23 protein-coding genes are annotated in these 22,141 nt (G+C 59.7%); 4 read left to right on the top strand and 19 right to left on the bottom strand.

Annotated features, from left to right (window positions below; translation table 11 throughout):
- Genes ACOQFT_RS15490 through ACOQFT_RS15500 form a run of 3 tightly spaced genes read right to left on the bottom strand, consistent with a single transcriptional unit; the run spans position 1 to position 3,071 of the window.
- Positions 1 to 1,149, bottom strand: a complete 1,149-nt coding sequence (locus ACOQFT_RS15490) for a dihydrodipicolinate synthase family protein (protein ID WP_421598785.1) — start codon at positions 1,147 to 1,149, stop codon at positions 1 to 3.
- 9 nt (positions 1,150 to 1,158) lie between these two features.
- Positions 1,159 to 1,929, bottom strand: a complete 771-nt coding sequence (locus tag ACOQFT_RS15495; protein ID WP_421598786.1) for a 3-ketoacyl-ACP reductase — start codon at positions 1,927 to 1,929, stop codon at positions 1,159 to 1,161.
- Positions 1,926 to 3,071, bottom strand: a complete 1,146-nt coding sequence (locus ACOQFT_RS15500) for an acyl-CoA dehydrogenase family protein (protein ID WP_421598787.1) — start codon at positions 3,069 to 3,071, stop codon at positions 1,926 to 1,928. Before ACOQFT_RS15500 ends, ACOQFT_RS15495 begins: the two co-directional genes overlap by 4 nt.
- Before the next feature lie 158 nt (positions 3,072 to 3,229).
- Between ACOQFT_RS15500 and ACOQFT_RS15505 the strand changes: the two genes are divergently transcribed.
- Genes ACOQFT_RS15505 through ACOQFT_RS15515 form a run of 3 tightly spaced genes read left to right on the top strand, consistent with a single transcriptional unit; the run spans position 3,230 to position 5,159 of the window.
- Positions 3,230 to 4,246, top strand: a complete 1,017-nt coding sequence (locus tag ACOQFT_RS15505; RefSeq protein WP_421598788.1) for an aldo/keto reductase — start codon at positions 3,230 to 3,232, stop codon at positions 4,244 to 4,246.
- Positions 4,243 to 4,698, top strand: coding sequence for a MaoC family dehydratase (locus tag ACOQFT_RS15510; protein ID WP_421598789.1), 456 nt, complete (start codon positions 4,243 to 4,245; stop codon positions 4,696 to 4,698). Before ACOQFT_RS15505 ends, ACOQFT_RS15510 begins: the two co-directional genes overlap by 4 nt.
- Before the next feature lie 35 nt (positions 4,699 to 4,733).
- The gene (locus ACOQFT_RS15515; RefSeq protein WP_421598790.1) at positions 4,734 to 5,159 is read left to right on the top strand and encodes a GlcG/HbpS family heme-binding protein; all 426 of its coding nucleotides are present in this window, start codon (positions 4,734 to 4,736) and stop codon (positions 5,157 to 5,159) included.
- 12 nt (positions 5,160 to 5,171) lie between these two features.
- Here the strand turns inward: ACOQFT_RS15515 and ACOQFT_RS15520 are convergent, their stop codons facing one another.
- The 10 genes from ACOQFT_RS15520 to ACOQFT_RS15565 form a co-directional block, all read right to left on the bottom strand.
- Positions 5,172 to 6,722 carry a polyamine aminopropyltransferase gene (locus ACOQFT_RS15520; RefSeq protein ID WP_421598791.1) on the bottom strand — a complete coding sequence of 517 codons (1,551 nt, stop codon included), beginning with the start codon at positions 6,720 to 6,722 and terminating at the stop codon, positions 5,172 to 5,174.
- Between the two features lie 77 nt (positions 6,723 to 6,799).
- Positions 6,800 to 7,387 carry a hypothetical protein gene (locus ACOQFT_RS15525; protein WP_421598792.1) on the bottom strand — a complete coding sequence of 196 codons (588 nt, stop codon included), beginning with the start codon at positions 7,385 to 7,387 and terminating at the stop codon, positions 6,800 to 6,802.
- A gap of 9 nt (positions 7,388 to 7,396) precedes the next feature.
- On the bottom strand, positions 7,397 to 8,704 hold the full coding sequence (locus tag ACOQFT_RS15530) for a rhomboid family intramembrane serine protease (RefSeq protein ID WP_421598793.1): 1,308 nt from the start codon (positions 8,702 to 8,704) through the stop codon (positions 7,397 to 7,399).
- 7 nt (positions 8,705 to 8,711) lie between these two features.
- The gene (gene speD, locus ACOQFT_RS15535; protein WP_421598795.1) at positions 8,712 to 9,101 is read right to left on the bottom strand and encodes an adenosylmethionine decarboxylase; all 390 of its coding nucleotides are present in this window, start codon (positions 9,099 to 9,101) and stop codon (positions 8,712 to 8,714) included.
- A gap of 239 nt (positions 9,102 to 9,340) precedes the next feature.
- Positions 9,341 to 9,805 (bottom strand): preQ(1) synthase, encoded by a 465-nt coding sequence (gene queF / locus ACOQFT_RS15540; RefSeq protein ID WP_421598796.1) that lies wholly within the window; start codon positions 9,803 to 9,805, stop codon positions 9,341 to 9,343.
- Positions 9,806 to 9,820: 15 nt separating this feature from the next.
- Positions 9,821 to 10,531: a 7-carboxy-7-deazaguanine synthase QueE gene (queE, locus tag ACOQFT_RS15545; protein ID WP_421598797.1), complete on the bottom strand. Its 711-nt coding sequence runs from the start codon at positions 10,529 to 10,531 to the stop codon at positions 9,821 to 9,823.
- Positions 10,528 to 10,881: a 6-carboxytetrahydropterin synthase QueD gene (queD, locus tag ACOQFT_RS15550; RefSeq protein ID WP_421598798.1), complete on the bottom strand. Its 354-nt coding sequence runs from the start codon at positions 10,879 to 10,881 to the stop codon at positions 10,528 to 10,530. The genes queE and queD overlap by 4 nt, the downstream gene beginning before the upstream one ends.
- On the bottom strand, positions 10,881 to 11,582 hold the full coding sequence (gene queC / locus ACOQFT_RS15555) for a 7-cyano-7-deazaguanine synthase QueC (RefSeq protein WP_421598799.1): 702 nt from the start codon (positions 11,580 to 11,582) through the stop codon (positions 10,881 to 10,883). The genes queD and queC overlap by 1 nt, the downstream gene beginning before the upstream one ends.
- 161 nt (positions 11,583 to 11,743) lie before the next feature.
- Positions 11,744 to 13,459: a caspase family protein gene (locus ACOQFT_RS15560; protein ID WP_421598800.1), complete on the bottom strand. Its 1,716-nt coding sequence runs from the start codon at positions 13,457 to 13,459 to the stop codon at positions 11,744 to 11,746.
- Positions 13,460 to 13,877: 418 nt separating this feature from the next.
- Positions 13,878 to 14,570 carry a winged helix-turn-helix transcriptional regulator gene (locus ACOQFT_RS15565; protein WP_421598801.1) on the bottom strand — a complete coding sequence of 231 codons (693 nt, stop codon included), beginning with the start codon at positions 14,568 to 14,570 and terminating at the stop codon, positions 13,878 to 13,880.
- Between the two features lie 98 nt (positions 14,571 to 14,668).
- On the opposite strand from ACOQFT_RS15565, the gene ACOQFT_RS15570 reads away from it, so the two are divergent.
- Positions 14,669 to 15,475: a class I SAM-dependent methyltransferase gene (locus ACOQFT_RS15570; protein ID WP_421598802.1), complete on the top strand. Its 807-nt coding sequence runs from the start codon at positions 14,669 to 14,671 to the stop codon at positions 15,473 to 15,475.
- A 53-nt stretch (positions 15,476 to 15,528) separates the two neighbouring features.
- Here ACOQFT_RS15570 and ACOQFT_RS15575 read toward each other — a convergent pair whose 3' ends face one another.
- The 6 genes from ACOQFT_RS15575 to ACOQFT_RS15600 all read right to left on the bottom strand — a co-directional run bounded on the left by ACOQFT_RS15575 (position 15,529) and on the right by ACOQFT_RS15600 (position 22,112).
- Positions 15,529 to 16,215 carry a DUF1868 domain-containing protein gene (locus ACOQFT_RS15575; RefSeq protein WP_421598835.1) on the bottom strand — a complete coding sequence of 229 codons (687 nt, stop codon included), beginning with the start codon at positions 16,213 to 16,215 and terminating at the stop codon, positions 15,529 to 15,531.
- 81 nt (positions 16,216 to 16,296) lie between these two features.
- Positions 16,297 to 17,307 (bottom strand): Ldh family oxidoreductase, encoded by a 1,011-nt coding sequence (locus tag ACOQFT_RS15580; protein WP_421598803.1) that lies wholly within the window; start codon positions 17,305 to 17,307, stop codon positions 16,297 to 16,299.
- A gap of 12 nt (positions 17,308 to 17,319) precedes the next feature.
- On the bottom strand, positions 17,320 to 17,949 hold the full coding sequence (locus ACOQFT_RS15585; protein WP_421598804.1) for a DUF3726 domain-containing protein: 630 nt from the start codon (positions 17,947 to 17,949) through the stop codon (positions 17,320 to 17,322).
- Positions 17,946 to 19,634, bottom strand: a complete 1,689-nt coding sequence (locus ACOQFT_RS15590) for a hypothetical protein (protein WP_421598805.1) — start codon at positions 19,632 to 19,634, stop codon at positions 17,946 to 17,948. Before ACOQFT_RS15590 ends, ACOQFT_RS15585 begins: the two co-directional genes overlap by 4 nt.
- Before the next feature lie 4 nt (positions 19,635 to 19,638).
- The gene (locus tag ACOQFT_RS15595) at positions 19,639 to 20,613 is read right to left on the bottom strand and encodes a membrane dipeptidase (protein ID WP_421598806.1); all 975 of its coding nucleotides are present in this window, start codon (positions 20,611 to 20,613) and stop codon (positions 19,639 to 19,641) included.
- Positions 20,613 to 22,112 (bottom strand): aldehyde dehydrogenase family protein, encoded by a 1,500-nt coding sequence (locus ACOQFT_RS15600; protein ID WP_421598807.1) that lies wholly within the window; start codon positions 22,110 to 22,112, stop codon positions 20,613 to 20,615. Before ACOQFT_RS15600 ends, ACOQFT_RS15595 begins: the two co-directional genes overlap by 1 nt.
- Between the last annotated feature and the right edge of the window lie 29 nt (positions 22,113 to 22,141).

Raw genomic sequence — 22,141 nt, forward strand, 5'->3', positions numbered from 1 at the left:
TCAGATCCCGTAGAGTTTGAGCATGTGCCCCATCCGCTCAGTCGCCAGATCGGGATCGCGCAGCAACCCGCACTCATCGGCCATTTTGAAGCAATTGGTGAAATAGGGCAGGGACCGTGTCGCCTGCGCGCCGTTCAGCATGATGAAATGGTCTTGAAACCCGTTCAGCCAGGCCAGGAACACCACCCCGGTTTTATAGTACTGCGTCGGCGCACGGAAGATATGGCGGGCCAGCGGGACCGTCGGGTCCAGCGTCGCGCGGAAGGTTTTGGCGTCTCCTTCGCTCAGCTTGCTGACCGCATAGGCCGCTGCCGGGGCGAGGGGGTCGAATATCCCCAGCAGCGCGTGCGAGTGGCCCTGATCGTCGCCTTCAATGAGTTCGGGGTAGTTGAAGTCGTCGCCCGTATACATGCGGACGCCTTCGGGCAGGCGGCGGCGCATGATCACCTCTTTCTCGGCGTCCAGAAGTGAGATCTTGATCCCGTCCACCTTGTCTACATTGGCGCCGATGATCGACAGGGCGGTTTCCAGCGCATTGTCGAAACTGTCCGATCCCCAGTAACCGGCAAGCTGCGGGTCAAACATCTCACCCAGCCAGTGCAGGATGACGGGCTCATCGCAGGCGGCCAGCACATCGTTGTAGACCGCGATATAGTCGTCCGGCCCGGTCGCCACTTTTGCCAAAGCGCGCGAGGCCATCAGGATGATGCGCCCGCCCAGTTTCTGGATCGCCTCGACCTGCTCAAGATAGGCTCGGCGCACGTCGTCCAGCGATTTCGCGTCCGCGGGGTCCAGATGATCCGTGCCGCAGCCATTGCCGACCAGCGCGTCGGGCAGTTCCTCTTTGGTGCGCCGGATCAGTTCCAGCGCGCCGCTCCAGTCCAGCCCCATGCCGCGCTGCGCGGTGTCCATAGCCTCGGCAATGCCCATGCCCATACCGGCCAGATAGTGGCGGAATTCCATGGTCTTGCCCCAATCGACATGAGCCGGGCCGGTCGGGTCGTGATCACCAAACGGGTCCGCCACCACATGGGCCGCCGAATACAGAATCCGGGCCGAGTTCGGGGTCAGTTTCGAAGGCTGAACCGGGGTGCCGACCAGCGCGTAATCATGCAGTTTTCCGGTGGTATCGGGCAGCTGAATTTTCATCGAAATACCTCAGAAACGGGGAACAAGCATTCCGGCATCCGCCGAGATGGCCTGGCCGGTTGTGTAGGGAAGTTTGCCGCTGGCCAGAGACGCGATGATCCGGCCCATATCCTCGGGCTGGCCGACGCGGGGAAACAGGGTCAGCCCGTCTTTGGCGCGCTGGTCATACATCTCGATCACCGGGGCGGTCATGTCGGTGGCAATGAGGCCGGGCTGCACATCATAGACGGCGATATTTTCCTGACCCAGACGCACGGCGAAGGTTTTCGAAATCATCGCGGCCGCCGCTTTGGACGCGCAATACTCGGCGCGCGGAACGGCCACCGCCACCGCGTTCGAGGACGTCACATTGACGATACTGTAAAACAGCTCGGCATCGCGGTCGCGGGCGATCAGCCGCTTGGCAAAGGCCTGCGACAGGAAGAACATCGCCTTGGTGTTGATCGCCATGCAGCGGTCATAGCTGGCCTCACTGACCTTCAGCAGATCACCGCGTTGCATCACACCGATGCCAGCGTTGTTCACCAGGGTTGTCAGCGGGCCGATTTCGGCTTCGATGGCGGCCAGTTGGTCGTCATGCGCGCCGATTTCGGAAACATCAAAGGGTGCTGCAACGGCAGGCACGCCGAGGGCGCGGATCGTGTCCAATGCGCCCTGTAGTTCGTCGTCCAACTGGGGGCCGTTTATTGCGATGGCAAAGCCTTCGTGTGCCAAGGCAACGGCCGCCGCCAGACCGATCCCCCGAGAGGACCCTGTGACAAGTGCTGCGGGGCGGCTCATGCGGCAGCCCCTTTTGACAAGAGTTCACGGGCAATGATCATGCGCTGAATCTGGTTGGTCCCTTCGTAAATCTGGGTGATCTTGGCGTCGCGATACAGGCGCTCGACCTCGAACCCGCGAATATAGCCCGACCCGCCAAAGACCTGCACCGCGTCCGACGACCGCTGCACCGCCATGTCCCCCGCAAAGCACTTGGCCATCGAGCACGCCTTGGTGGCATCCTGTCCGGTGTCGATCTTGTAGGCGGCGGAATGGACCAGAAGGCGGGCGGCCTCGACATCCTTGGCAATGTCGGCCAGCAGCCATTGGACCCCCTGAAAATCCGCGATGGGCTTGCCGAACTGTTTGCGCTGTTGGGCATAGTCGGTCGCGGCCTCAAGCCCCGCCTGACCGATGCCAACCGCCAGTGCGGCGATACCGACGCGCCCCTTGTCCAGAACGCTCATCATCATGTGAAAGCCACGCCCTTCGGTGCCCAGCAGGGCATCAGTCGGCAGGCGGACGTCATCGAAAGACAGCGGGCCAACCTGGCTGGCGCGCTGACCCATCTTGATCTCTTTGGGGCCGCGGGTGACACCATCGGCGTGCAGATCGACGATGAAGATCGACATGCCACGGTGCCCCGCCTCAGGGTCGGTCCGGGCCAGAACAAAGCCGACATCAGCGACCGGAGCATTGTGAATCCAGATCTTGCCGCCGTTCAGCACCCAGCCATCGCCATCACGCACCGCCGTCGTGCGAATGCCCGACACATCGGTGCCGGCTTCGGGTTCGGTGATGCAATAGGCGGGGCGCAGCTTTGCGGCCAGCAGATCCCCCAGCCATTTGCCTTGCTGTTCTGGCGTTCCGTGGCGCACCAGCAGCGTTGAGACCAGTTCAAGCAAGCCGCATTGATCGGCGATCGAGGCGTAGCCACGCGACAGCTCCTCCATCACCAGCGCGTAGGTGACCGTGTCGAAGCCCGGCCCGCCAAGTTCCTCGGGTACGCCGATGCCGAACAGGCCCAGTTCGGCCATCTGGTCATAGATTTCGGTTGGAAAACGCGAGTCGCGATCCAGTTCCTCGGCGGCAGGGCGAATGACGTCCTCGGCGAACTGCCGGGTCATATCGCGAACCTGTTGGTGGGTTTCGGTCAGAAACATCGTAGCGCCCCGTAATGTAACTAATCAGTTACTAATACGCGTGCCCAGGGCGGTTCGTCAAGTGGGTTGATCGGTTTCGCCACTTGAGGTAAATAACCAAACAGTTACTTATTGACTGCGCAAATACCGGCGATCCGGTTTGCATTTGGGAGGCTTGCATGAATCCGCACACACTGAACAAGTTTGGCCGGGTGGATCTGAACGTATCCGCCTTTGGCTTTGGCACTGCGCCGATCGGCAACATCTTTCGCGAGATTGACGAGGCAACGTCTGACGCGATGATCCAGCACGCCTGGGACAAGGGTGTTCGGTATTTCGACACTGCCCCGATGTACGGGCACGGCCTGTCGGAAATGCGGACAGGACACAGCCTGCGCTGGAAGGACCGTGGTGATTTCATCCTGTCGTCCAAGGTTGGACGGGTTCTGAAACCCGCGCGTCGTCAGGACATCAATTTTGAGCCCTGGACCAACGCCGCGCCTTTCACAATGCATTTCGACTATAGCTATGACGGGATCATGCGGTCATTCGAAGACAGCCTGCAACGCATGGCACTGGAACATATGGATATCTGCTTTATCCACGATATCGACGTGTTCACCCGTGGCGCCGAGCAGCCCGAAGTGTTCAAACAGGCCATGGATGAAGCCTGGAAAGCGCTGGAAAGCCTGCGTGATCAGGGTGTTGTCAAGGCCATCGGTGTCGGCGTGAACGAATGGGAAGTGTGCCATGCCGCCCTTGAGCAGCGAGACTTTGACTGCTTCCTTCTGGCCGGGCGCTATACGTTGCTGGAACAGGACGCTTTGGACAAGTTCCTGCCGCTCTGCGAAGAGCGCGGCGCCGCAGTTGTGGTCGGCGGCGGCTTCAACTCGGGCATTCTGGCGACGGGTGCCAAGGAAGGGGCCAAGTACAACTACGCTCCGGCCCCTGCCGATATCATGGACAAGGTCCGCAAGATCGAAGCTGTCTGCGCCGAATACAACGTGCCACTGCCAGCCGCTGCTCTGCAGTTCGTGGTGGCGCATCCAGCGGTGCCGACCTTTATGGCGGGCACCCGCACGGTCGAGCAGCTGGATCAGAACCTGAACTGGTTCAGCCATGACATCCCGACCGAGTTCTGGGCGGACCTGAAAACCAAGGGATTGCTGCGCGAAGATGCTCCGGTTCCGGAATGACCGCCAGGCCACTGACTGCAGGGACCTATGGCTTTCACGATCTGCAGATCGGGGACGTGATGAAAACCGGGTCTGCCGAGATAACGGCAGATCTGATCACGGTTTTTGCTGAACTGACCGGCGACAAATACCCGTTGCATCTGAATGACGATGTGGCCCGACAGCTTGGCTATAGGGCGCGGGTGGCGCATGGGCTATTGGTCCTGTCGGTTGTCGATGGGTTGAAGTTTCAGTCCGATGCGCGGCCTGACGGGTTGGCCTCGCTGGGGTGGAACTGGCGGTTCGAACAGCCGGTTTTTGCCGGGGATACGATCCGGGCCGAGCTGAATGTGGTGTCAAAACGCGAAACCTCATCCGGTCGGCGCGGGATCGTGGCCTTCAGGTTCGACGTTTTCAATCAGGCGGGTCAACGGGTTCAGCAGGGTACGAATGAGTTGATCTTCGATCTGTGACCAAAGCCGCAACACTCCAGGATCAAGGGAAAGACATGTCTGTTTCATTCACCAAACGCTTCATCTCGCAAGGTGCTGCAAACACGGCGGTGCAGGAGGCCCTGGCTCATGCCGCTGAAAACGGGTGGCAGGTTGCGGCCGTTGTTGTTGACCCCAGCGGTCACATGGTTGCTGCGGGGCGCATGGATGGTACCCCGGCGGCAGTGGCCGAATTCGCCTCGGACAAGGCCAGAACCGCCGTTTTGGGCAAAACCACACGCGCCTTTGCTGAACGCATGTTGTCGGCGCCTGCATTGCAATTGGGGCTGGCAAACCGCCCAAATCTGTGCGCCTGGGATGGTGGAATGCCCATTCTGGAAGATGGCCAGCTGATCGGTGCGATTGGAGTGTCAGGTGCCGCTGGCCCGGATGACATTCTGTGTGCCGAGGCCGGGGTGCGGGCAATTGGCCTGACCACGTGATACGGTTCTACCTCAATAGCCGGACACGTCGCGCGAATATTCGTGGTAGATGCCGGGATCGAAGATCGAGTTGACGGCCAGTTCGCGCTTGGGCCGCAGGTCCTCGGAAAACACCTGGGCGGCCGCGAATACCTTGGGAGTTACAAACCTCAGACCTTCGGGCAGATCACCCAGCGTTGAATTCGGATCATTGGCCGCAAGGTTGTACCCCCAAATCCCGAATGATGGGATCGACATCTGATAGTTCACGACCTGCGGGAAAATCTCGGACAAGGTCTCGGAAACCGTCCAGTAGGTATGGGGCGAGAAAAAGGGTGAGCTGCTTTGCGTGACCAGCACCCCATCCTCAGACAGGATGCTCTGGACCATGGCGTAGAACTCGACCGAGTAGAGTTTCGACAGCGCCTCGTTATGGGGATCGGGGAAGTCGATGATGATCCGGTCATAGGTCTGATCAGTGGATTTGACATAGTTGAACGCGTCGGTGTTGTGGATGTTCAGCGCCGACGCCTCCATGCTGTGTTCGTTCAGGCGGGCAATCGGGGCCAGATTGCGCCCCAGGTCGGTCATCGCAGGATCAAGGTCGACCAGGTCAATGCGTGACACGCCGGGATGTTTAAGGACCTCGCGCACGGCGAGCCCGTCACCTCCGCCCAGCACCAGAACGGACTTCGGGTCACTGTTGCCCCAGGACAGAACCGGATGCACGAGCGCCTCGTGATACCGATATTCGTCCGCTTCGGCGAATTGCAGATGGCCATCGATATAGAGGCGCACGTCGTTTTTTTGCCAGGTATTGGTGACCACAAGTGACTGGTATTGCGACTGTTTGCGCCAGACGATGCGGTCAAAATACAGATGGTCCTGCGCAAAGGCGGTGATCCGCCCGGCCAGCAGGGTCAGTGCGAACAGCAGGACAATGGTGCCAATGGCGCAGGCCAGCATCCGTTTGGGTGCGTCCAGCTGGTCGCGCAGACAAAGAACGCTCAGCAGGGCGACCATGGCGTTGGTCAGGCCGATGGCGAACGAGGATGAGATCAGCCCAAGGGACGGCAGCAGCAGGATCGGGAACAGAACCGATCCGCCGAGCGCACCGATATAGTCCAGCGAAAGCACATCGGCGATGGATTCCCGCGTGGTGCTGCTTTCGGACAGAACCCGCATCAGCAGCGGTATTTCCAGCCCGACAAGAAACCCGATCGACGAGATGAAGGTGAACATGCCGACCGTGTAAAACCACGGCGCATAGGGAAACAGCATGAACAGCGACACGCTGCACAGGCCGCCGATCAGCGCCAGGATCAACTCAACCCAGATGAATGTCTGGATCAGGTTGCCGTGGAAAAAGCGCGACACATAAGAACCGACGCCCATGGCGAACATGAAAAACCCGATGGTCAGTGAGAACTGATAGACCGAGTTGCCCAGCAGGTAGCTGGACACCGTTCCGATGATCAGTTCGTAGACAATGCCACACAGGGCAACAACAAGGATTGCGCCCAGCAGAACCATTGCCTGCCGGCGGGGCAGGTCCGTGTAGCGCGGTGTCAGGGTGTCGGTCATGCAAATATCCGGGAAACTGGAAAGCCCGGCGCGATCGATGCGCCGGGCCCTGGTAGGGTGTTATGTCAGTGCAATGTTTACTTACCGGCGCGTAGACCGCCCGAGCGGGCACTGCGCGGGGCCGAATAGCTGGTGCGCGGAGTCACCGTGCGGTTGTTGAAGCTGGCGGCGCTGATGCCGGCCGAACGCTGGCGGCCGATCAGGTTGCCAATCAGCGCACCGGCCAGAAAGCCCGCACCCGAGAACCGCAGGCCAGCGGACTGACCGGTGGTGTCGGTGGCGATCAGGCGGTTGTTGGCCTCGTCGATCTCGATGGTGAAAATCTCACCCTCACCCGTGTCGCGGACGCCGTTTGCGTTCGGATCGGCATAGCCCGAGAATTTGGCGTCTGACAGAATTTCCAGACCCAGAGCAGTGTCGTAAAACCGCGGCTCCGAATTCATCACCTGCGTCAGATAGCCGGTGAATTCATCCACTTGCGCGTCAGAGGCTTCGGCGATGCTGTTGGCCTCAAGATACTCTTGATATTGGATGATGGCGAATTCCGTGCGGTCAAGAACCTGCCCGAGATCGGCAGTCTGTTCCGATTTCGGGGCAAGGAAAATTGAATAGGCCGCAAAGCCCAGAACGCCCAAAATGACGATCGTTTTCAGTTTGCCAAACATTGAATACTCCTATGGATTTTCAAACTGTGTTTTTTCAAGTTCGCAGCGCCACCAGGTCTGGTGCAGGTCTTTGCCGTAGAACTCTTTGAGTTCACCGCATTTTTGCAGACCCTGCGCTTGCAGGCCCGCCGCATTGGCGTTGGACAGGTCGGATGGGATAGCCAAGACAGCCATGCGGTATTTCTGGGTGCGTGCCAGCGAAAGCTGTTGATCCAGACCGCTCAGCCCGGTGTTGGTTTCGCGCCAGCGCAGGCCCGCCACGTCGTTGGTTTCGGGGGCTTTGTGAACCTCGAAGATCGACAGGCCGGTATTCGGAGAAGGTTCCGCAGGCAGGATTTCGGGTGCTTCGGGGTTTTCCAGCCCATAGACGATCTTGGCCTCGTTCGGGCCGTGATATGCGGGCACGGTCAATTCGACCGAGGCCCCGAACTCTTCATAGAGTTTATGCGCGGCGGCATAGAGTTTCTTGCCAAACTCTTCATAGTCGCTGGTTTCGATGAAGATCTTGCGAACCTGCAACTGCGCCAGCTTCCCCAGCAGGTCGTTCAGCATCAGGTTGCCCAGGCCCTTTCCGGTATGGGCCTGATCCAGATAGGTCCAGGACAGCCAGGCAACGTCCGGCACATCCTCGTCCAGGCTATAGCCGATCAGACCAATCACGTTGCCCTTGTCCTGCAGGACGAACATGTTGTCCGTCCCGTCTTCCACGAACTTGCTTTCCGCCTCGGTCGCGTCATCCTCATCGGTCTGCGCGATGATCTGGATGGCAGAAGACACGTGCCGCCACTCCATCGGTTTGAGCTTGGGCCCACCCGAGCCGAAAAGGGCGCTAAACATGGCCAGTCCTCCGCCGATCAAGGCGCTTGCGATATGGGTGAAAACAGCGATCTGAGGGCGCAGAAACAGCCACTCGGCCGCAAGAGCGACGCAGATAAGGGTCAGCGTCCAGCCGCGCCGTTCCGGTCTGCTTGCGGTCGTCAAGCCAAAGGAAACAAGGCCGTATGCAACACCCGACAGCCCAACAAACCCCGGTCCGCCGAACAACAGCTCGGCGGTTGTTCCGGCAAAGGCGAACAAGACGGCGAGCGCCAAAGTTCGAAGCCAGCCCAGAACGGGTTCGGTCAAGCTCCCGCCGACAAGGATCAGCAGGCAATTGAGCGTCAGGTGACTTGGATTGCCATGCCGAAACATGAACAGCAGATGATCGGGAAAATCCACGATCGGTCCGGAATACCGGACCGGACCCAGCAAGGCATAACCCGCAATCGCGCTTAGTATGAGGCCTATCGTAACCGGGCATCTGCGCAGCTCTTCCATTCGCCTTTCAGAAACCCGCCGCAGCGAACCGATGCGTCGCGTGGCCAATCAGGCCGCGACGTATGGATTGCACATTGACGCGTTGCGGACGGAAATAGGATTTCAGAACGTCCAGACTGAGCTGTGGTTCTGCATCGCCGCACATGAAGATATCGATGGCGGCATACCCATGTTCGGGCCAGGTGTGGACCGAGATATGCGACTCGGCCAGCAATGCGACCCCAGTGAACCCCGCCCGTTGCCCGAAATCATGGGTATTCACCCGCAGAACATGCGCTTTGGCAGCACTTGCGGCGCGTCTCAGGGCTTTTTCGGCGGGGACGGGATCGTAAAGCGCGCTTGAGTCGAAAAAATCTGCTATAAGGTGTATGCCCAGCGAAGACGAAATGCCGTCCATAAAAAACCTAAGCCCCAGAACTCAAACTATTGGACCATGTGTAATATACTGTTCCATATCGTCAATCTCAGTTTGAGCAGATCTGGGGTCAAGTATCATTCTGTGACAAAATGGCACAACCGGCAGAGGATATGTAACTCGACCGGAAACCTGCTTGGGTATGTTGTATGGACCGCTTCCAAAGCTGCGCCAGTTCTTTTGCCGGAACGCCGCCCCGATCGCGGAGTTCCTGTAACGGCCTAGCCGCGACCGCGATAGGGCGGCACGCCCTGATCGGGGATCCAGACGTGATCGGGGGTGGCTCCGGTTTGCCAGAACACGTCGATGGGAATGCCGCCACGCGGATACCAGTAGCCGCCGATCCGCAGCCAGCGCGGGTCCAGAAATTCAACCAGACGGCGGGCGATGGACACGGTGCAATCCTCGTGAAATGCGCCGTGGTTGCGGAACGATCCCAGAAACAGCTTCAGGGATTTCGACTCCACCAGCCAGTCGCCCGGCACATAGTCGAGCACCAGGTGGGCAAAGTCCGGCTGTCCGGTCATCGGGCAGAGCGAGGTGAACTCGGGCGCGGTGAACCGCACACAATAGTCGATATCGGCCTGCGGGTTTTGCACCCGCTCCAGCTCGGCCACATCGGGTGAGGCCGGCAGTTCTGTTTTCCCGCCCAGCTGGGTCAGGTCGCTGTAAATGGTTTCCATCATGTGCTCCTTTCGGGGTCAGACCCCGCGTTTGTTGCCCCAAAGCAGGACGTGCAGTTGCGGCAGGACCCGTGGCGTGAACCAGCCATCGGCGGTCACCTTTTCCACCAGCCACAGCAGCCGGTCCGACAGGGTTTGCGGATCGACGGGCAGGTCGGGGTCGACCTCGGAATTGCCCGGTTGCAGGTAAAGCGCCAACGTCGGATAGCGGTCGGCTACGGCGCGGGCCCAGTCATAGTCAGCCTCATCGAAGACCACGATTTTCACCACCACCTTCGGGCCATCCTGCGCCGCCTCGATGCAGGCCGCGAAGGCGCCCCAGTCCACGGTTTCACCGCTCGAGGGCGGCTTTGGGCTGAGGACCAGCGTGTCCAGATCACCGAACCACGGCTTTGCAATCGATCCTTGGGTTTCGCAGGCAAAGCGATACCCTTCGGCCTGGCCCCTTGCGATCAGGGGGGCAAAGTCCTGAATGGCCGGATTGCCCCCGGAAAGCGACACAGTCAGAGGCCGCCCACCCGACAAGGTGCGCACCCGGTCCCAGACCGCATCCGTAGCCATCGCCGCCCAGTCGTGGCGAAAGGCGGTATCGACCGCGTGCAGGCTGTCGCACCAGCTGCAACGATAGTCACAACCGCCGGTGCGCACGAACACGGTAGGTTCCCCGATCAGCGCGCCTTCGCCCTGAATCGTGGGGCCGAAAATCTCGGCTATGCGCAGGCGGGTCATGGGCGATACTCGGCCCAGGTCTTTGGCGTTTCGCTGACCCGCACGGCGGCGGTTTCCGGCCAGCGCGCGGCGCACCAGTCATAGAAATGGCGCGCCATGTTTTCCGCCGTGGTCAGAATGTTCATCACGTCGTTCAGGTGGCGATGATCGAAGGTCTCGTCGACATAGGTCTTTAGCGGCTTCAGCTCGCCATAATCCCGCACGAACCCGTCGACGTTCAGTTGGGGCGCGGCCAGTTCGACCTCGATGATATAGTTGTGCCCGTGCATCCGCGCGCATTGGTGATCATCGGGCAGATGGGCCAATTGGTGTGAGGCGGAAAAGTGGAACTCTTTGGTGATCCGATACATCAGGCGGTTTCCTTCTGCGCCGTGGCGGCGACCCAGAAATCGGGATCTTCATATGTTGTCGGGTCCTCGATACCGGCCAGATGGAACGCCTCGCGCCGTTCGACGCAGGTGCCGCATCGCCCACAGTGATGCTCGCCGCCCTTGTAGCAGGACCATGTCTGCGCGAACGGCGTGTCCACGCGTGCGCCATCGGTCACGATATCGGCCTTGCTGCGATGGACAAACGGGGTGAGCAGCGACACATCGGCATAGCCGTCCAGCGCATGTTTCTGCATCGCCTCGAAGGCCCGCGTGAAAGCTGGGCGGCAGTCGGGGTAGATAAAGTGATCCCCGCCATGCACCGCCGTCGCCACCGCATCTGCCCCGCGTGCTGCGGCGGCCCCAAAGGCCACGGTCAGCATGATCGCGTTGCGGTTGGGCACCACGGTCACGCGCATACTGTCCTCGGCATAATGCCCATCAGGCACGTCCACATCATCGGTCAGCGCCGACCCGGTCAGAACCGCCCCGACCGAGCGCAGGTCAACGATGTCATGGGGAACGCCCAGCCGCTGTGCGCAAAGCGCGGCATAGTCCAGCTCTTTCCGGTGGCGCTGGCCATAGTCAAAGGAAATCAGTCCGGTCAACTGGTGGTCGCGCGCTACCATATGCGCCAGCGACACCGAATCCAGCCCGCCCGAGCAGATTACGATCGTTTTCATGTTTTGAACCCTTGTTTTGTTACCCGGGTAGGCTGCGACCGGGATGCGTCCTGTTATACCCGGGAACCGGGCGTGCCAAGTCTCATTTGCGCAATGTTTGCCCGAACGACATCCGAACTGCGGCAAGACCCTTCATGTCCAAATTGAAAGTGGCGCGGCCTTCACAAGCCTGACGCCACAAGGACCAAAAGCGCGAACAAAATGACAAACAGCAAGCCAATGTAACTGCAAACGCGCATGAATTTTCCCCATGCACTCAGTGATTTCCACGGTCTTTTCTGCGGCTTCGAGGGTGTTTGCGGCTCTGGATCGGGGGGGTCGGGTTTCAAGGTCTCCGTTATGCGGTGTTGGGCCGAAGAGAGGGCCTCGCCCGCACCCGCTTTGAGATACGCCAGCTTCTCGCCAAGGTTTAAGCGGCTTTCAGGATCAGCGGGCGTCGGTTCCGCCTGTTCGGGTGGTGCAGTCGGTTTGGCTGCACCTAGCCGATCCCATTCATCAAAAAACAGGCCAGGTTTGAAGTCACCCTTCAAATGTTTCTCCAACAGCCGGAACCGGCGACGCTGCAGTGCGTCCATCTGGTCGAGGTTCAGCTTCAACAAGCCCGCCAGCCGGTCCGATTGGCTTTCGGACAAGAACCCGTCATGCTGCAGGTCATTGACCCGTTTGCGCAGATTCCGGGCAAGGTCGCGATGGGGGTGCAGCCCGGTTTTGCGCAAGGCAACTGCACCGCTGCCTTGAAAGTTGAACTTCTGCGGGCGCTGAAGGTGTTCGGCCTTCATCATTTCTTCGAGATAATCAAACAGCTCGCGCGTATCGACAGAGCCGTCGCCGTTACGGTCCGCCGCGCCCTTCAATCCGTTCAGCAAGTGCTTTGTGAACACGCCGTGGCAGTAGTTCTTGGCTTCCCGGGCAACTTGGGTGCTGGTGGCTGACGTCATCACCAATGTGCGGCTGTTTGCGCCAAGCTCGGTTTGCAGTTGCTCGCTTAGGGCTGAGCGAGAGGCGTCGTCGGCTGCCGCACCGGCATAGCAGCAATCGAGTATGATCAGCCGGACACGCGCGGCCGCCTGTTCGACAACATCAAGAAGGTTGCCGTATTTCAACGCGGTTGAATGGACCAGGGTCGTGTGAGTGTTGGCAAAGGCCAGATGCAGCTTTTGATTTCGCACCAGACCGTGGCCCGCGTAGTAAACCAGCAAAAGGTCACAGCGCCCTGTCTTGGTGGCGATGCGTTCGATTTTGGTCAGCGCGTCGGAATGGTTGCCCCGGGTTATCAGTTCGACATGATCGAATTGCTCGCCCGTTTCACCCTGCAGCAGATTATGAAGCGCCGTTGCGTCGTTTCGCGCATAGCTCAGGTCATCCAGTTCGGGGTCTTCGAAACTGTCTATACCGATGACAATCGCGGTCTTTCGCGCCGTTTGACCGGCCCCTGTCTGTTTCTCGGGCGGCTCGAACAGTTCGACGATCGCGTCTGATGGACCTGTTTCCGTGACAGGTGGCGGTGAGGTTCGGGTAAAATCAGGAACCAACCGTGACAGAACGGCAAAGACCCGATCTTCGCTGAAGTTCCTGGCATCAAAGGTGACTTTTGCGCCATCATCCGTTTGAAATGCAAGGCTGACGGACTTTTCCCGGATTAGGTAAGCTTTCAGGACCTGGATGAGGGATGACACGGCGGCGGATTGCCCGACCTCGATCCAAAGCTGCGGGTTAAGCAGCAATTCCAGCGCACGCTCGCCCGTAGCGGGCTTGCGCGTTGCTCGCAAGGAACTGATCCCGTCAGCATCGTTCAAGTCACGATCCAGCTGTCCCACAAATGCCGACAACGCTTGATCGTCCAGTTCAGACGATTGAATGTCCAGCTTGAAGCCCATGATACGTTACCCGGAACAGCAAAAAACAATGAAAACGATTGCCGTAGCAGATTTACCAAAGATAACAGATGTCGCCGGACCTGTCCAAAATGCGACGGCGTAGGTGAACAGATCCGCTTTCTGTCAGGCTGACATCGCGCCTATTCCGTTCCAGATCGAGAAACGCCGGGCAAGGTTGGTTGCTGAGACGCTCTCGTACCTGCGTTGTTCCCGCCGAAACCTCTGATGCGGTGATGGGCCTCATCCTGAGCGCCCGGCCTTTCCGGCGGAATTCGCAGAGGCGACAAGCCACTTTGCAGCCTTACTTGATGCACCACTTACGCTGGGTGCTGGTTCCTGCGGTGCATATGTGGATCTGCAAATGGACTGACCATAATCCCCGAGGGTGCCGCAGTTCCGGCAGCGACAGCTTGGCAACTCAGCAGTCGGCAGGGCGGCACGATTCGATGGCCGTCAGCGGGCTGAGATTAAGCCATTTGATGAAAGCCCGTTTTGCCCATCCGTCACCAAGAACTTCTAGCTTCTGCGTTTCTATTGCCTTTGATGGGGTGATATCGCCCCTTACAATGTAGATGGCGACCGGAAGCGTGCAGGCCAGATACAAGTTGACCTCTCCGCCGGGGTCCTCGACGCACAGCTCACACCGTCCATTCCGGTTCAGAAACCACCAATACCTTTTTGCCTCGGTTTGATCGCTCAGTTCCAGCCGAATGAGGCAGCGTCTTTTACCGAAAGCACTGGCATTGGATGTGCTTTCCAGGCTCCAGACCAGCAATCCCAGATCAATCTCATGGTCTTTGAGTTGCCGCCTAGTCCATCGTTGCCCCCAGATGCCAAGAGCCTCGACCAGGGGAACGAATTCACGCCCCGCATCGGTCAGCGCATAGCCCGGGCGCTTTTCGCCAATATCCTGGCGCGCAACGACGCCCTCTTCGATGAGCCATTTCAACCGCGAAGACAAAAGCGACGGCGACATCAAAGGTACGCCGCGTTTCAATTCGGTGTACCGGCGCGGGCCAGCCGCAAGATCACGGATGATCAGAGCATTCCAGCGCTCGCAAAAGAGCTCAGCCGCTTTGGCGACCGGGCAGAATTGGCCATAGGATTTCATCCTGTGCCACCTGTCATTTGCTACAGATTTAGAACTATATCCCGCGAACCGCAACGTGTCACTATTGGTCCGAACGCAACCAAAAAAGCGGGTGATCCATGTTGAAAGATGCTGCTTCTGCCGGTCAGGTATCGAAATCCGCAGCTGAAATATACGATGAGTTCTTTGTCCCGGCACTGTTTGGCGAATGGGCGGGGCGCCTTTGTGAACGCGCCAGAATTGCCCCTGGATGTGCTGTGCTGGACGTTGCCTGCGGCACCGGAGCCACAACGCGCGACGCCCTCACAAGGGTGGGCTCTGCAGGTCGTGTCGTTGGCCTGGACCGAAACCCGGATATGCTTGACGTGGCGCGCAGGCGAACCCCGGATGTCGACTGGACCGAGGGCCGCGCCGAGGCGCTGCCGTTCGCGGACAGGTCTTTTGATGTTGTTCTTTGCCAGTTCGGGCTGATGTTCTTTGACGATAGGCGCCAGGCACTAAAGGAAATGCGGCGGGTGGTGCGTTCAGGTGGCGTGGTTGCGGTCTCTGTTTGGGATGACGCCGAGACCTCGCCCGGATATGCCCGGATGATCGAGCTGATTGACGAAATGTTCGGAGCGGCCGCCGCAAATGCGCTGAGGGCGCCTTTTGTCCTTGGGCACAAGCCGTCATTTCTGAGCGCGCTTGAAGACGCGGGATTTCGGGAAACAACTGTAACCACCGTCACCGGCGCCGCGCGGTTTGCCTCGATCCGCGAATGGGTCCGAATGGATGTCCGCGGGTGGACATTGGCCGAATTCATCGACGATGCCGGGTATGAGGCTATGGTCGCAGAAGCGGAAAAACGTCTGGGACAGTTTGTTGTCCCGGATGGATCGGTGGAATTTCCTGCGCCCGCGCATCTGGCTGTGTGGACAGCTGATTGACGCAAGCCGCAGGAAGTTGGTGCTTTTTGTCCGTGTACTGTCGAATGGGCTGTTTAGCTTTTCAGCACTCGGATTTCTTCGAACCGTGTCATGTCGGCGAACTGACAAAAGGCGGGGGCGGTAAGTGGAATGACAGGCGCGGCATCTGCAAGGTCTGCAAGAATTGCACCAAGTTCAGCTTCCCAGACGGGCAGCACGGTATCGGGCAACCAGTTGATCGGGTAGGCAAAGGTCATGTGGTGCTGATACGCGTCGTGGTCTTCGTGTCGATAGGCAAATGGTTTGGCCAGCGCCTCGCGCCAGGCCCGCATCTTCGCGTCGTCTTCTTTGGTGGCACCTTTAAGTGCAAGACCCGTAGGGCTTAAGCCCGCCGCACGCACGGCAAAGCCCGGTGGCGCAGAAAAATCAGCGAGCCGATCGATCATGGCTTTGGTAACGCTGGTCACAGACGCATCGCGGTCCAGATCACGGGGCCAGGTGTCCGCTGTGCGGCGGGTTTCGATAACGCCTTCGAACACCGTCATGTGCAGGCTTTCGACAGGGGTGAAAAGAAAACGTTTGGCTTCCGGCAGTGCCATCATTCTTTTGCGCGCCTCCAGCACGGCCTGGTGAGCCGGGGCATCGAAATCAAGATGGCAGACAACGGTATTACCTGCCTCGGGCAGGAATGCCTCAGCGTTGTATCGCTGACCAAACCGCCGCGGGGCGTTTGGGTTGGTGCTGGCTGCAAATGGTGCCACGTCGACGTCCAAATACAAGGCAAAGCTCCGTTTTTTGCGCCGTTACGAAATCTGTTGCAGGCTTAGGACCGCATCATTCATCTAGCCCAAGAGCGCGTCAATCCTGGACAGCGTTGCCGTGTTCACCGCCACACCATCTTTGCGGGCTGCCAGACGTTTGGCCCGGCGACCGTCACCGGGCAGATGCGCCCCGTCCTGAATACGGATAGCCTCGATCAGGCCGGCGACACCGGCCTCAAACGATCCACCGGCTGTTGCCTCGGGGTCTATGGCTATGAAAAACTGGCCGGTTTTCGGCGGGCCGCCTGCAGTGCCCGAAAACGGCGAGGCATTGATGCCCAATGTTGCCCCCGTCAAAGCCGCAGCCAAAACCTCGACCAGCAGCGCGACGCCGACGCCTTTGTACCCGCCCGATGGTGCCATTGACCCCTTAAGGCCGACCTCGGGATCGGTGGTCGGGTTGCCCTCGGCGTCCAACGCCCAGCCAACCGGGATCGGCTTGCCTTCGCGCGCATGTTTCATGACCTCGCTTTTGGCAATCGTGCTGGCGCTTTGATCGATCAGCAAGGCTGGTTGACCATCGGTTCCGGGGACTGCGACAGAAAATGGATTGGTGCCCACGACAGGTTTTGAGCCACCGGACGGGGCAATCGAGGCCGGCGCGTTGGTAAACCCCAGCCCAACCAGTCCGGCTTGGGCAAGCCTGTAGGTGTGATAGCCCAGAACACCGCAATTGTAGCTGTTCTTGACGGCAAGAACCGCAACGCCTTGTTCCCGCGCAGCCGTGATCAGAGCGTCAAAACCCAGATCAATGGCAGAATGGGCAAAGCCGGTTGCGGCATCAGCGGTCACTACGCCCGGCCGGGGGCGTGACAGTACAGGTTTTGCCACCCCGTCGACCTTGCCGCATTGCACATGCTCACAATAGATCGGGATATAGGCCAGGCCGTGGCTGGCGACGCCGTCGGCCTCGGTTGCGGCGGTTGCTTGTGCCAACGGACGAGCGTTGGCCTCGGATGTTCCGGCCGCCACCAGAGCGCGGAAGGACAGCTCTTCTATCTCGGCGAGGGTAAGGGTCCGTGTGTCGGTCACTTTGGTCTCTTTTCAGTCGTTGTCGGAAAGCCCGGCCCCTGCGCCCAGCAGGCGGGATTCCTCGGTTGCGGGGGCATAGGTGCGGTGGGCAAAACGGTTCAGAACAGCCCAATCATCCAACGTGGGCTGCGCGCGGGTGTGCCGATTGCGCGGAACATCGGGCGCAACGCCCTGCGAAACAGTGACCCGTCGGGCTGTGATCGGCAAAATGTCGGGGGCTGCCAGATGGTCGCCATCCGTGACCGCCCGCACCCCGTCGATTTCAATGCTTATGCAGGATTTCAGAACACGTGCCGCATTGGCGGCAAAGGGCAACAGCAGAGCAGGCGACACAACCGCTTGCAGCTCGACCGGGCCAGTTTTCAGCAGATGGGCGCAGTCGGACAAGAGAGGACCCGCCGACAGCGGGCACAGGTCGCCGTCGCCCTGCCAAGGGCCATCAACCTGCCGGGGTCGGTGTGCGGCAAGGTCCGAGGCCAGCCCGAGCGTCAACAACCGGGCAAGAGCCCCGGCGCCATCCATGCCTTGGGCGCACAGCCAACGCGCTGCTTTTGACGCCTCTTCCGCTTGTCCCCAGGAATATCCGGCCCCGCGGGTGGCGCGTTTGGCGGTTGCCTCCATCTCGTTCAGCGAGAAGCTCATGTCGGCACCTCTGGATAGACCCAAAGATCGGCGTTTTCAGATGTCAACTCCTCGGGGTAGGGCGCACCGGCATACATGCAAATGCGGACCCATCGATCCGAACGCGGGTCAAAATGCGTGGCGCCGAAGAACGACAGCTTTGCCCGCAACATGTCGAGGGGCACCACCGTCGCGCCAATCGTGTTGTCCCGGATTTCGCCATAAGGCGCGGTGCGGGTCATCTGCGCGCGCCGGACAGAGTGACGGTGTTCGGGATGACGCAGCAGGAATTCTGCAATGGGCTGGGCTCCGTCCCATCCGCTCAACTCCGCATAGATCGCCACTGCATCCCGTGCCGGAGCCCAAGGTTGTTCGTAGTCTTCGATGGGTTCTTCGAACCGTTCGCCCATGCGGGGTTCCAGTTTCTCTTCGGACACGTACCATGCGCGGGCACAGTGTTCGCGGGACGTCCAATCCAGTTCCAGCGCCCAACCAAACGCGCCCCGGATCAGGTCACGGACGTCACTGACGGGCATCGCCCCGTCGATCACAAAAGCTGCAGCATCGCCGTCGGCCATGCACGAGGCCAGCCCGTCCACGAGGTCTGCGTAGGGTTCAAGGATCAGCGAGGCGAGATATTCCTGCCCTTCCTCGCTGAGCGCGGTTTGCGACCAGAGCACCAGCCGGTTCCAGGGATGGCTGCCGGTCAAACCGTCCTGATCCACATAGTCCGAGATCGCCTGCAGGTCAGCGTTCAAAGCCGCCAGTTTTTCGATTTGTATGGGATGTTCGGACCGCCACCACGTTATCGAAATCTGGCTGCGTTCGAAAACTCGCCGGAAGTGCTCGACCTCGGCCGCAGATGCGGATTCCACGGACCGGACACGCGCAATCGCCTCTTCCCGCGCCATGACCCAGTTGTTGAACAGGATGGGGTGGTTGACGATGAACGGTGCCATACCAAGGCCGGTGGAGTTGCCGATGCCCAACCACGGCGCGATGTCTGGGTCCAGTTTTGTGGCCTGATCGCCGCCCTTGGCGTTAGCCATGTGCTGTACCAGATCCCGCACGAAGGTCCGGGTCAGAAAAACCGACAGCATCTCGGCCTGAAAGGGGGCGCTGGTTTCCGGGCGGTTTGCGATGTTCTCGCGATCTGCGGCACCAAATTTGCCCGAGCCGTAAACGGCCGTTGTACGCATCAGGTAACCGACCTGATAGATTTGCTGCACATCCGGTTGCTGCCCTGCGGCCAGAGCATCGACGACATGTTCCCACAGCCGGACCGAACGGTTGGCGCGAGATAGGGACAACTCGGTTTCACTGACGCGCCCGGCTTCCTGCAGGGGGACGTTTTTCGAAAGACGCTCGATATCCGCCTCGGTCGGGATGCCATCAAACAATGCGAATGTGGCGTCCCATGCGTCGGCAATCACGCGGTCCGAGCGTTTCTCGGGCGGCAGGTCGTGCGCGAAGGCAACCAGCGAATACGCCCTGTCCGGCCCGTGCGCGGTATAGACCGCTGTCCCGACGCCTTGGGCGTCAATGTCAAATACGGGGCGTGAAAACGACCAGTTTTCCCGCGCCATACGTCGGGTCAGCTGTCGCATGAAGCTTAGCCGACACTGGTGCAAAGACCCCAGCCGCGACAGTCGCATGACGGTAGCCGGATCGCGTCGGTCGATGTGAATTTGCGCCTGTGTTTCCATTCGGTTACCCCCGGGCAACGAAGTTTTTGGCAAAGAACCTGTACCAGTTTCCCCCCATGATCCCGGCCACTTCGTCATCGCTCAGACCGGTCGCACGCAACCCATGTTCAAGGTTCCCAAAGTCGCGGTTGTCCCGGAACCAGGGCGGCATCGGAGGGAAGCCCGGGTTGCTGGCCGATCCCTCGCCATAGTCGATCTGTTTGGACCAACGCCCCACACGCATCCATTCGACCACGCTGTCGGGCTGATCCTGGCACAAATCCGTGCCGATCCCGAGGTGCTCTGCACCGTATTTCTCAGCCGTGCGCGCAATCATCTCGCAAAAGCTGTCCAAGGTGCAGTCCGACTTGTCTTTCAGGTGATGAGGATAGACCGAAAATCCCAACATCCCACCGTTTTCGGCCACCGCCCGGATCACCGCATCCCGCTTGTTGCGCAGAGCGGGTGACCATTCGTGCGGGTTCGCGTGGGTGATGGCGATCGGGCGTTCGGACAGTTCAGCCGCTTCGATGGTGGACCGGTCGGCCGAGTGGCTCATGTCCACCACAAGCCCGACCCGGTTCATTTCCTTGATCACCTGACGGCCCATGCGGGTGATGCCGGTATCTTCGGCCTCATAGCAGCCCGTGGCCAACAGGGATTGGTTGTTGTAGGTCAGTTGCATAAACCGTGCGCCCAAAGTGTGCACGATTTCGACCAACCCGATATCGTCTTCGATGGGTGATGGGTTCTGAAAGCCAAAGAATACAGCCGTGCGCCCGGTTTCGCGCGCTTTGTCTATGTCGCTGGCCCAAAGCCCTTTCATGATCAGGTCGGGGTATTGCTCGAACCAGCGGTTCCACTTTTCAAAGTTCAGAACCGTTTCACGGAAGTTCTCGTGATAGGCGATGGTGACGTGGATTGCGTCCACGCCCCCTTCGCGCAATTGCCGAAAGATCTTCTCGGACCAATTGGTGTATTGCAGTCCATCGATCCGCATCACATCGGCTTTCCAGCGCTGATATAGGCGGTTTTGACCGTCGTGTAGAACTCAGCTGCGGCCTTGCCCTGTTCACGTGGGCCATACGAGCTGTCACCACGGCCGCCAAAAGGTACGTGATAGTCAGTACCCGCGGTGGGCAGGTTCACGGTCACAACCCCGGTGCGCGCGTTGCGGCGGAAATGCGTGGCGCGGGCCAGGCTTTGGGTGACGATGCCCGAGGTCAGGCCGAAATTGGTGTCGTTGACGGTGGCCAGAGCCTCATCATAGCTGCCGACCTTGATGACCGAGGTCAGCGGCGCAAACATCTCTTCACGGTTGATGCGCATGTCGTTGGTTGTGTTCAGGAACACGCCGGGGCTCATGTAATAGCCGTCTTGGGGCATCTCCAAACGCTGGCCACCGCAGGCCAGTTCGGCACCTTCTGACTTGCCCAGGTCGACATAGGCCAGATTTTCGGCCAGTTGCTGTTCACTGACGACGGGACCCATCTGGGTGCCCTCAGCCAGCGCGTGGCCGACTTTCATCGCCTGCGTACCGGCCACCAGTTTTTCCACAAAGGCATCGTGAACGGCGGCATGAACCACCAGCCGAGAGGATGCCGTGCACTTCTGACCGGTGCCGCCGAACGCACCACCCAGCGCCAGCGAGACAGCAAGGTCGAGATCGGCGTCGTCCATCACGGCCAGTGCGTTCTTCGATCCCATCTCCATCTGCACCTTGGTCAGGTTCTGAATGGCGGCCGCGGCAATGCCCTTGCCGACCGGCACCGAACCGGTGAACGAGATGGCGTTGACCTTGGGGCTTTCCACCAGCCGCTGTCCGATGGAGCGGCCCGATCCCATGACAAGGCTGAACAGGCCCTTGGGGATGTCCTGACGGTTGATGATCTCGGTCAGGGCGACAGCCGAAGCCGGGGTGATATTGGCGGGCTTCCAAACCACCGCATTGCCATAACACAGCGCCGGAGCAATCTTCCACGACGCCGTGGCTGTGGGAAAGTTCCAGGGGCTGATGACGGCAACAACGCCAACTGCCTCGCGGCGAACGTCGATTTCAATGTCAGGGCGCACGGAATCGGCGTTTTCACCGATCTGGCGCAGGCATTCAGCGGCGTAATAGGTGAAGAACTGTCCGGCGCGGTAAACTTCGCCTTTGCCTTCGGCCAGCGGTTTGCCCTCTTCCCGGCTGAGCAGGGTGCCAAGCTCTTCGGCGCGGGCCATCAGTTCGGTGCCGATATTCATCAGTACCGCCTGCTTGCGCTCAAGCCCGTATGCCGCCCATTCAGCCTGCGCGATACGCGCCTGATCCAGCGTCGCCTCAAGCTGATCCGCATTGGCCTGAGCAAAATGGCCGATCAGGTCGCTCAGATCCGACGGATTGCGGTTTTCGATCTCGCTTTCACCAGCCAGCCATTCGCCGGCGATCAGGTTCAGATTGGTCACAATAGGCCCCACGTCAAAATTGGTCTGGCAGAGAATGGACTTTGCAATCCGCATCAGTCAAACTCAAACAATTGAACAAAACT

The organism is Ruegeria sp. MALMAid1280, assembly GCF_049195285.1.
GTDB lineage: Bacteria > Pseudomonadota > Alphaproteobacteria > Rhodobacterales > Rhodobacteraceae > Ruegeria.

What these genes read in the sequence shown, in the direction of transcription:
- ACOQFT_RS15530 (WP_421598793.1), bottom strand. Translation starts at nt 8,704, where the DNA reads ATGGAAGAGCTGCGCAGATGCCCGGTTACGATAGGCCTCATACTAAGC.
- ACOQFT_RS15585 (WP_421598804.1), bottom strand. Translation starts at nt 17,949, where the DNA reads ATGAGCTTCTCGCTGAACGAGATGGAGGCAACCGCCAAACGCGCCACC.
- ACOQFT_RS15495 (WP_421598786.1), bottom strand. Translation starts at nt 1,929, where the DNA reads ATGAGCCGCCCCGCAGCACTTGTCACAGGGTCCTCTCGGGGGATCGGT.
- queD (WP_421598798.1), bottom strand. Translation starts at nt 10,881, where the DNA reads ATGTATCGGATCACCAAAGAGTTCCACTTTTCCGCCTCACACCAATTG.
- ACOQFT_RS15565 (WP_421598801.1), bottom strand. Translation starts at nt 14,570, where the DNA reads ATGAAATCCTATGGCCAATTCTGCCCGGTCGCCAAAGCGGCTGAGCTC.
- speD (WP_421598795.1), bottom strand. Translation starts at nt 9,101, where the DNA reads ATGGACGGCATTTCGTCTTCGCTGGGCATACACCTTATAGCAGATTTT.
- queE (WP_421598797.1), bottom strand. Translation starts at nt 10,531, where the DNA reads ATGACCCGCCTGCGCATAGCCGAGATTTTCGGCCCCACGATTCAGGGC.
- ACOQFT_RS15520 (WP_421598791.1), bottom strand. Translation starts at nt 6,722, where the DNA reads ATGACCGACACCCTGACACCGCGCTACACGGACCTGCCCCGCCGGCAG.
- ACOQFT_RS15510 (WP_421598789.1), top strand. Translation starts at nt 4,243, where the DNA reads ATGACCGCCAGGCCACTGACTGCAGGGACCTATGGCTTTCACGATCTG.
- ACOQFT_RS15570 (WP_421598802.1), top strand. Translation starts at nt 14,669, where the DNA reads ATGTTGAAAGATGCTGCTTCTGCCGGTCAGGTATCGAAATCCGCAGCT.
- ACOQFT_RS15525 (WP_421598792.1), bottom strand. Translation starts at nt 7,387, where the DNA reads ATGTTTGGCAAACTGAAAACGATCGTCATTTTGGGCGTTCTGGGCTTT.
- queC (WP_421598799.1), bottom strand. Translation starts at nt 11,582, where the DNA reads ATGAAAACGATCGTAATCTGCTCGGGCGGGCTGGATTCGGTGTCGCTG.
- ACOQFT_RS15595 (WP_421598806.1), bottom strand. Translation starts at nt 20,613, where the DNA reads ATGCGGATCGATGGACTGCAATACACCAATTGGTCCGAGAAGATCTTT.
- ACOQFT_RS15505 (WP_421598788.1), top strand. Translation starts at nt 3,230, where the DNA reads ATGAATCCGCACACACTGAACAAGTTTGGCCGGGTGGATCTGAACGTA.
- queF (WP_421598796.1), bottom strand. Translation starts at nt 9,805, where the DNA reads ATGATGGAAACCATTTACAGCGACCTGACCCAGCTGGGCGGGAAAACA.
- ACOQFT_RS15590 (WP_421598805.1), bottom strand. Translation starts at nt 19,634, where the DNA reads ATGGAAACACAGGCGCAAATTCACATCGACCGACGCGATCCGGCTACC.
- ACOQFT_RS15490 (WP_421598785.1), bottom strand. Translation starts at nt 1,149, where the DNA reads ATGAAAATTCAGCTGCCCGATACCACCGGAAAACTGCATGATTACGCG.
- ACOQFT_RS15600 (WP_421598807.1), bottom strand. Translation starts at nt 22,112, where the DNA reads ATGCGGATTGCAAAGTCCATTCTCTGCCAGACCAATTTTGACGTGGGG.
- ACOQFT_RS15515 (WP_421598790.1), top strand. Translation starts at nt 4,734, where the DNA reads ATGTCTGTTTCATTCACCAAACGCTTCATCTCGCAAGGTGCTGCAAAC.
- ACOQFT_RS15500 (WP_421598787.1), bottom strand. Translation starts at nt 3,071, where the DNA reads ATGTTTCTGACCGAAACCCACCAACAGGTTCGCGATATGACCCGGCAG.
- ACOQFT_RS15560 (WP_421598800.1), bottom strand. Translation starts at nt 13,459, where the DNA reads ATGGGCTTCAAGCTGGACATTCAATCGTCTGAACTGGACGATCAAGCG.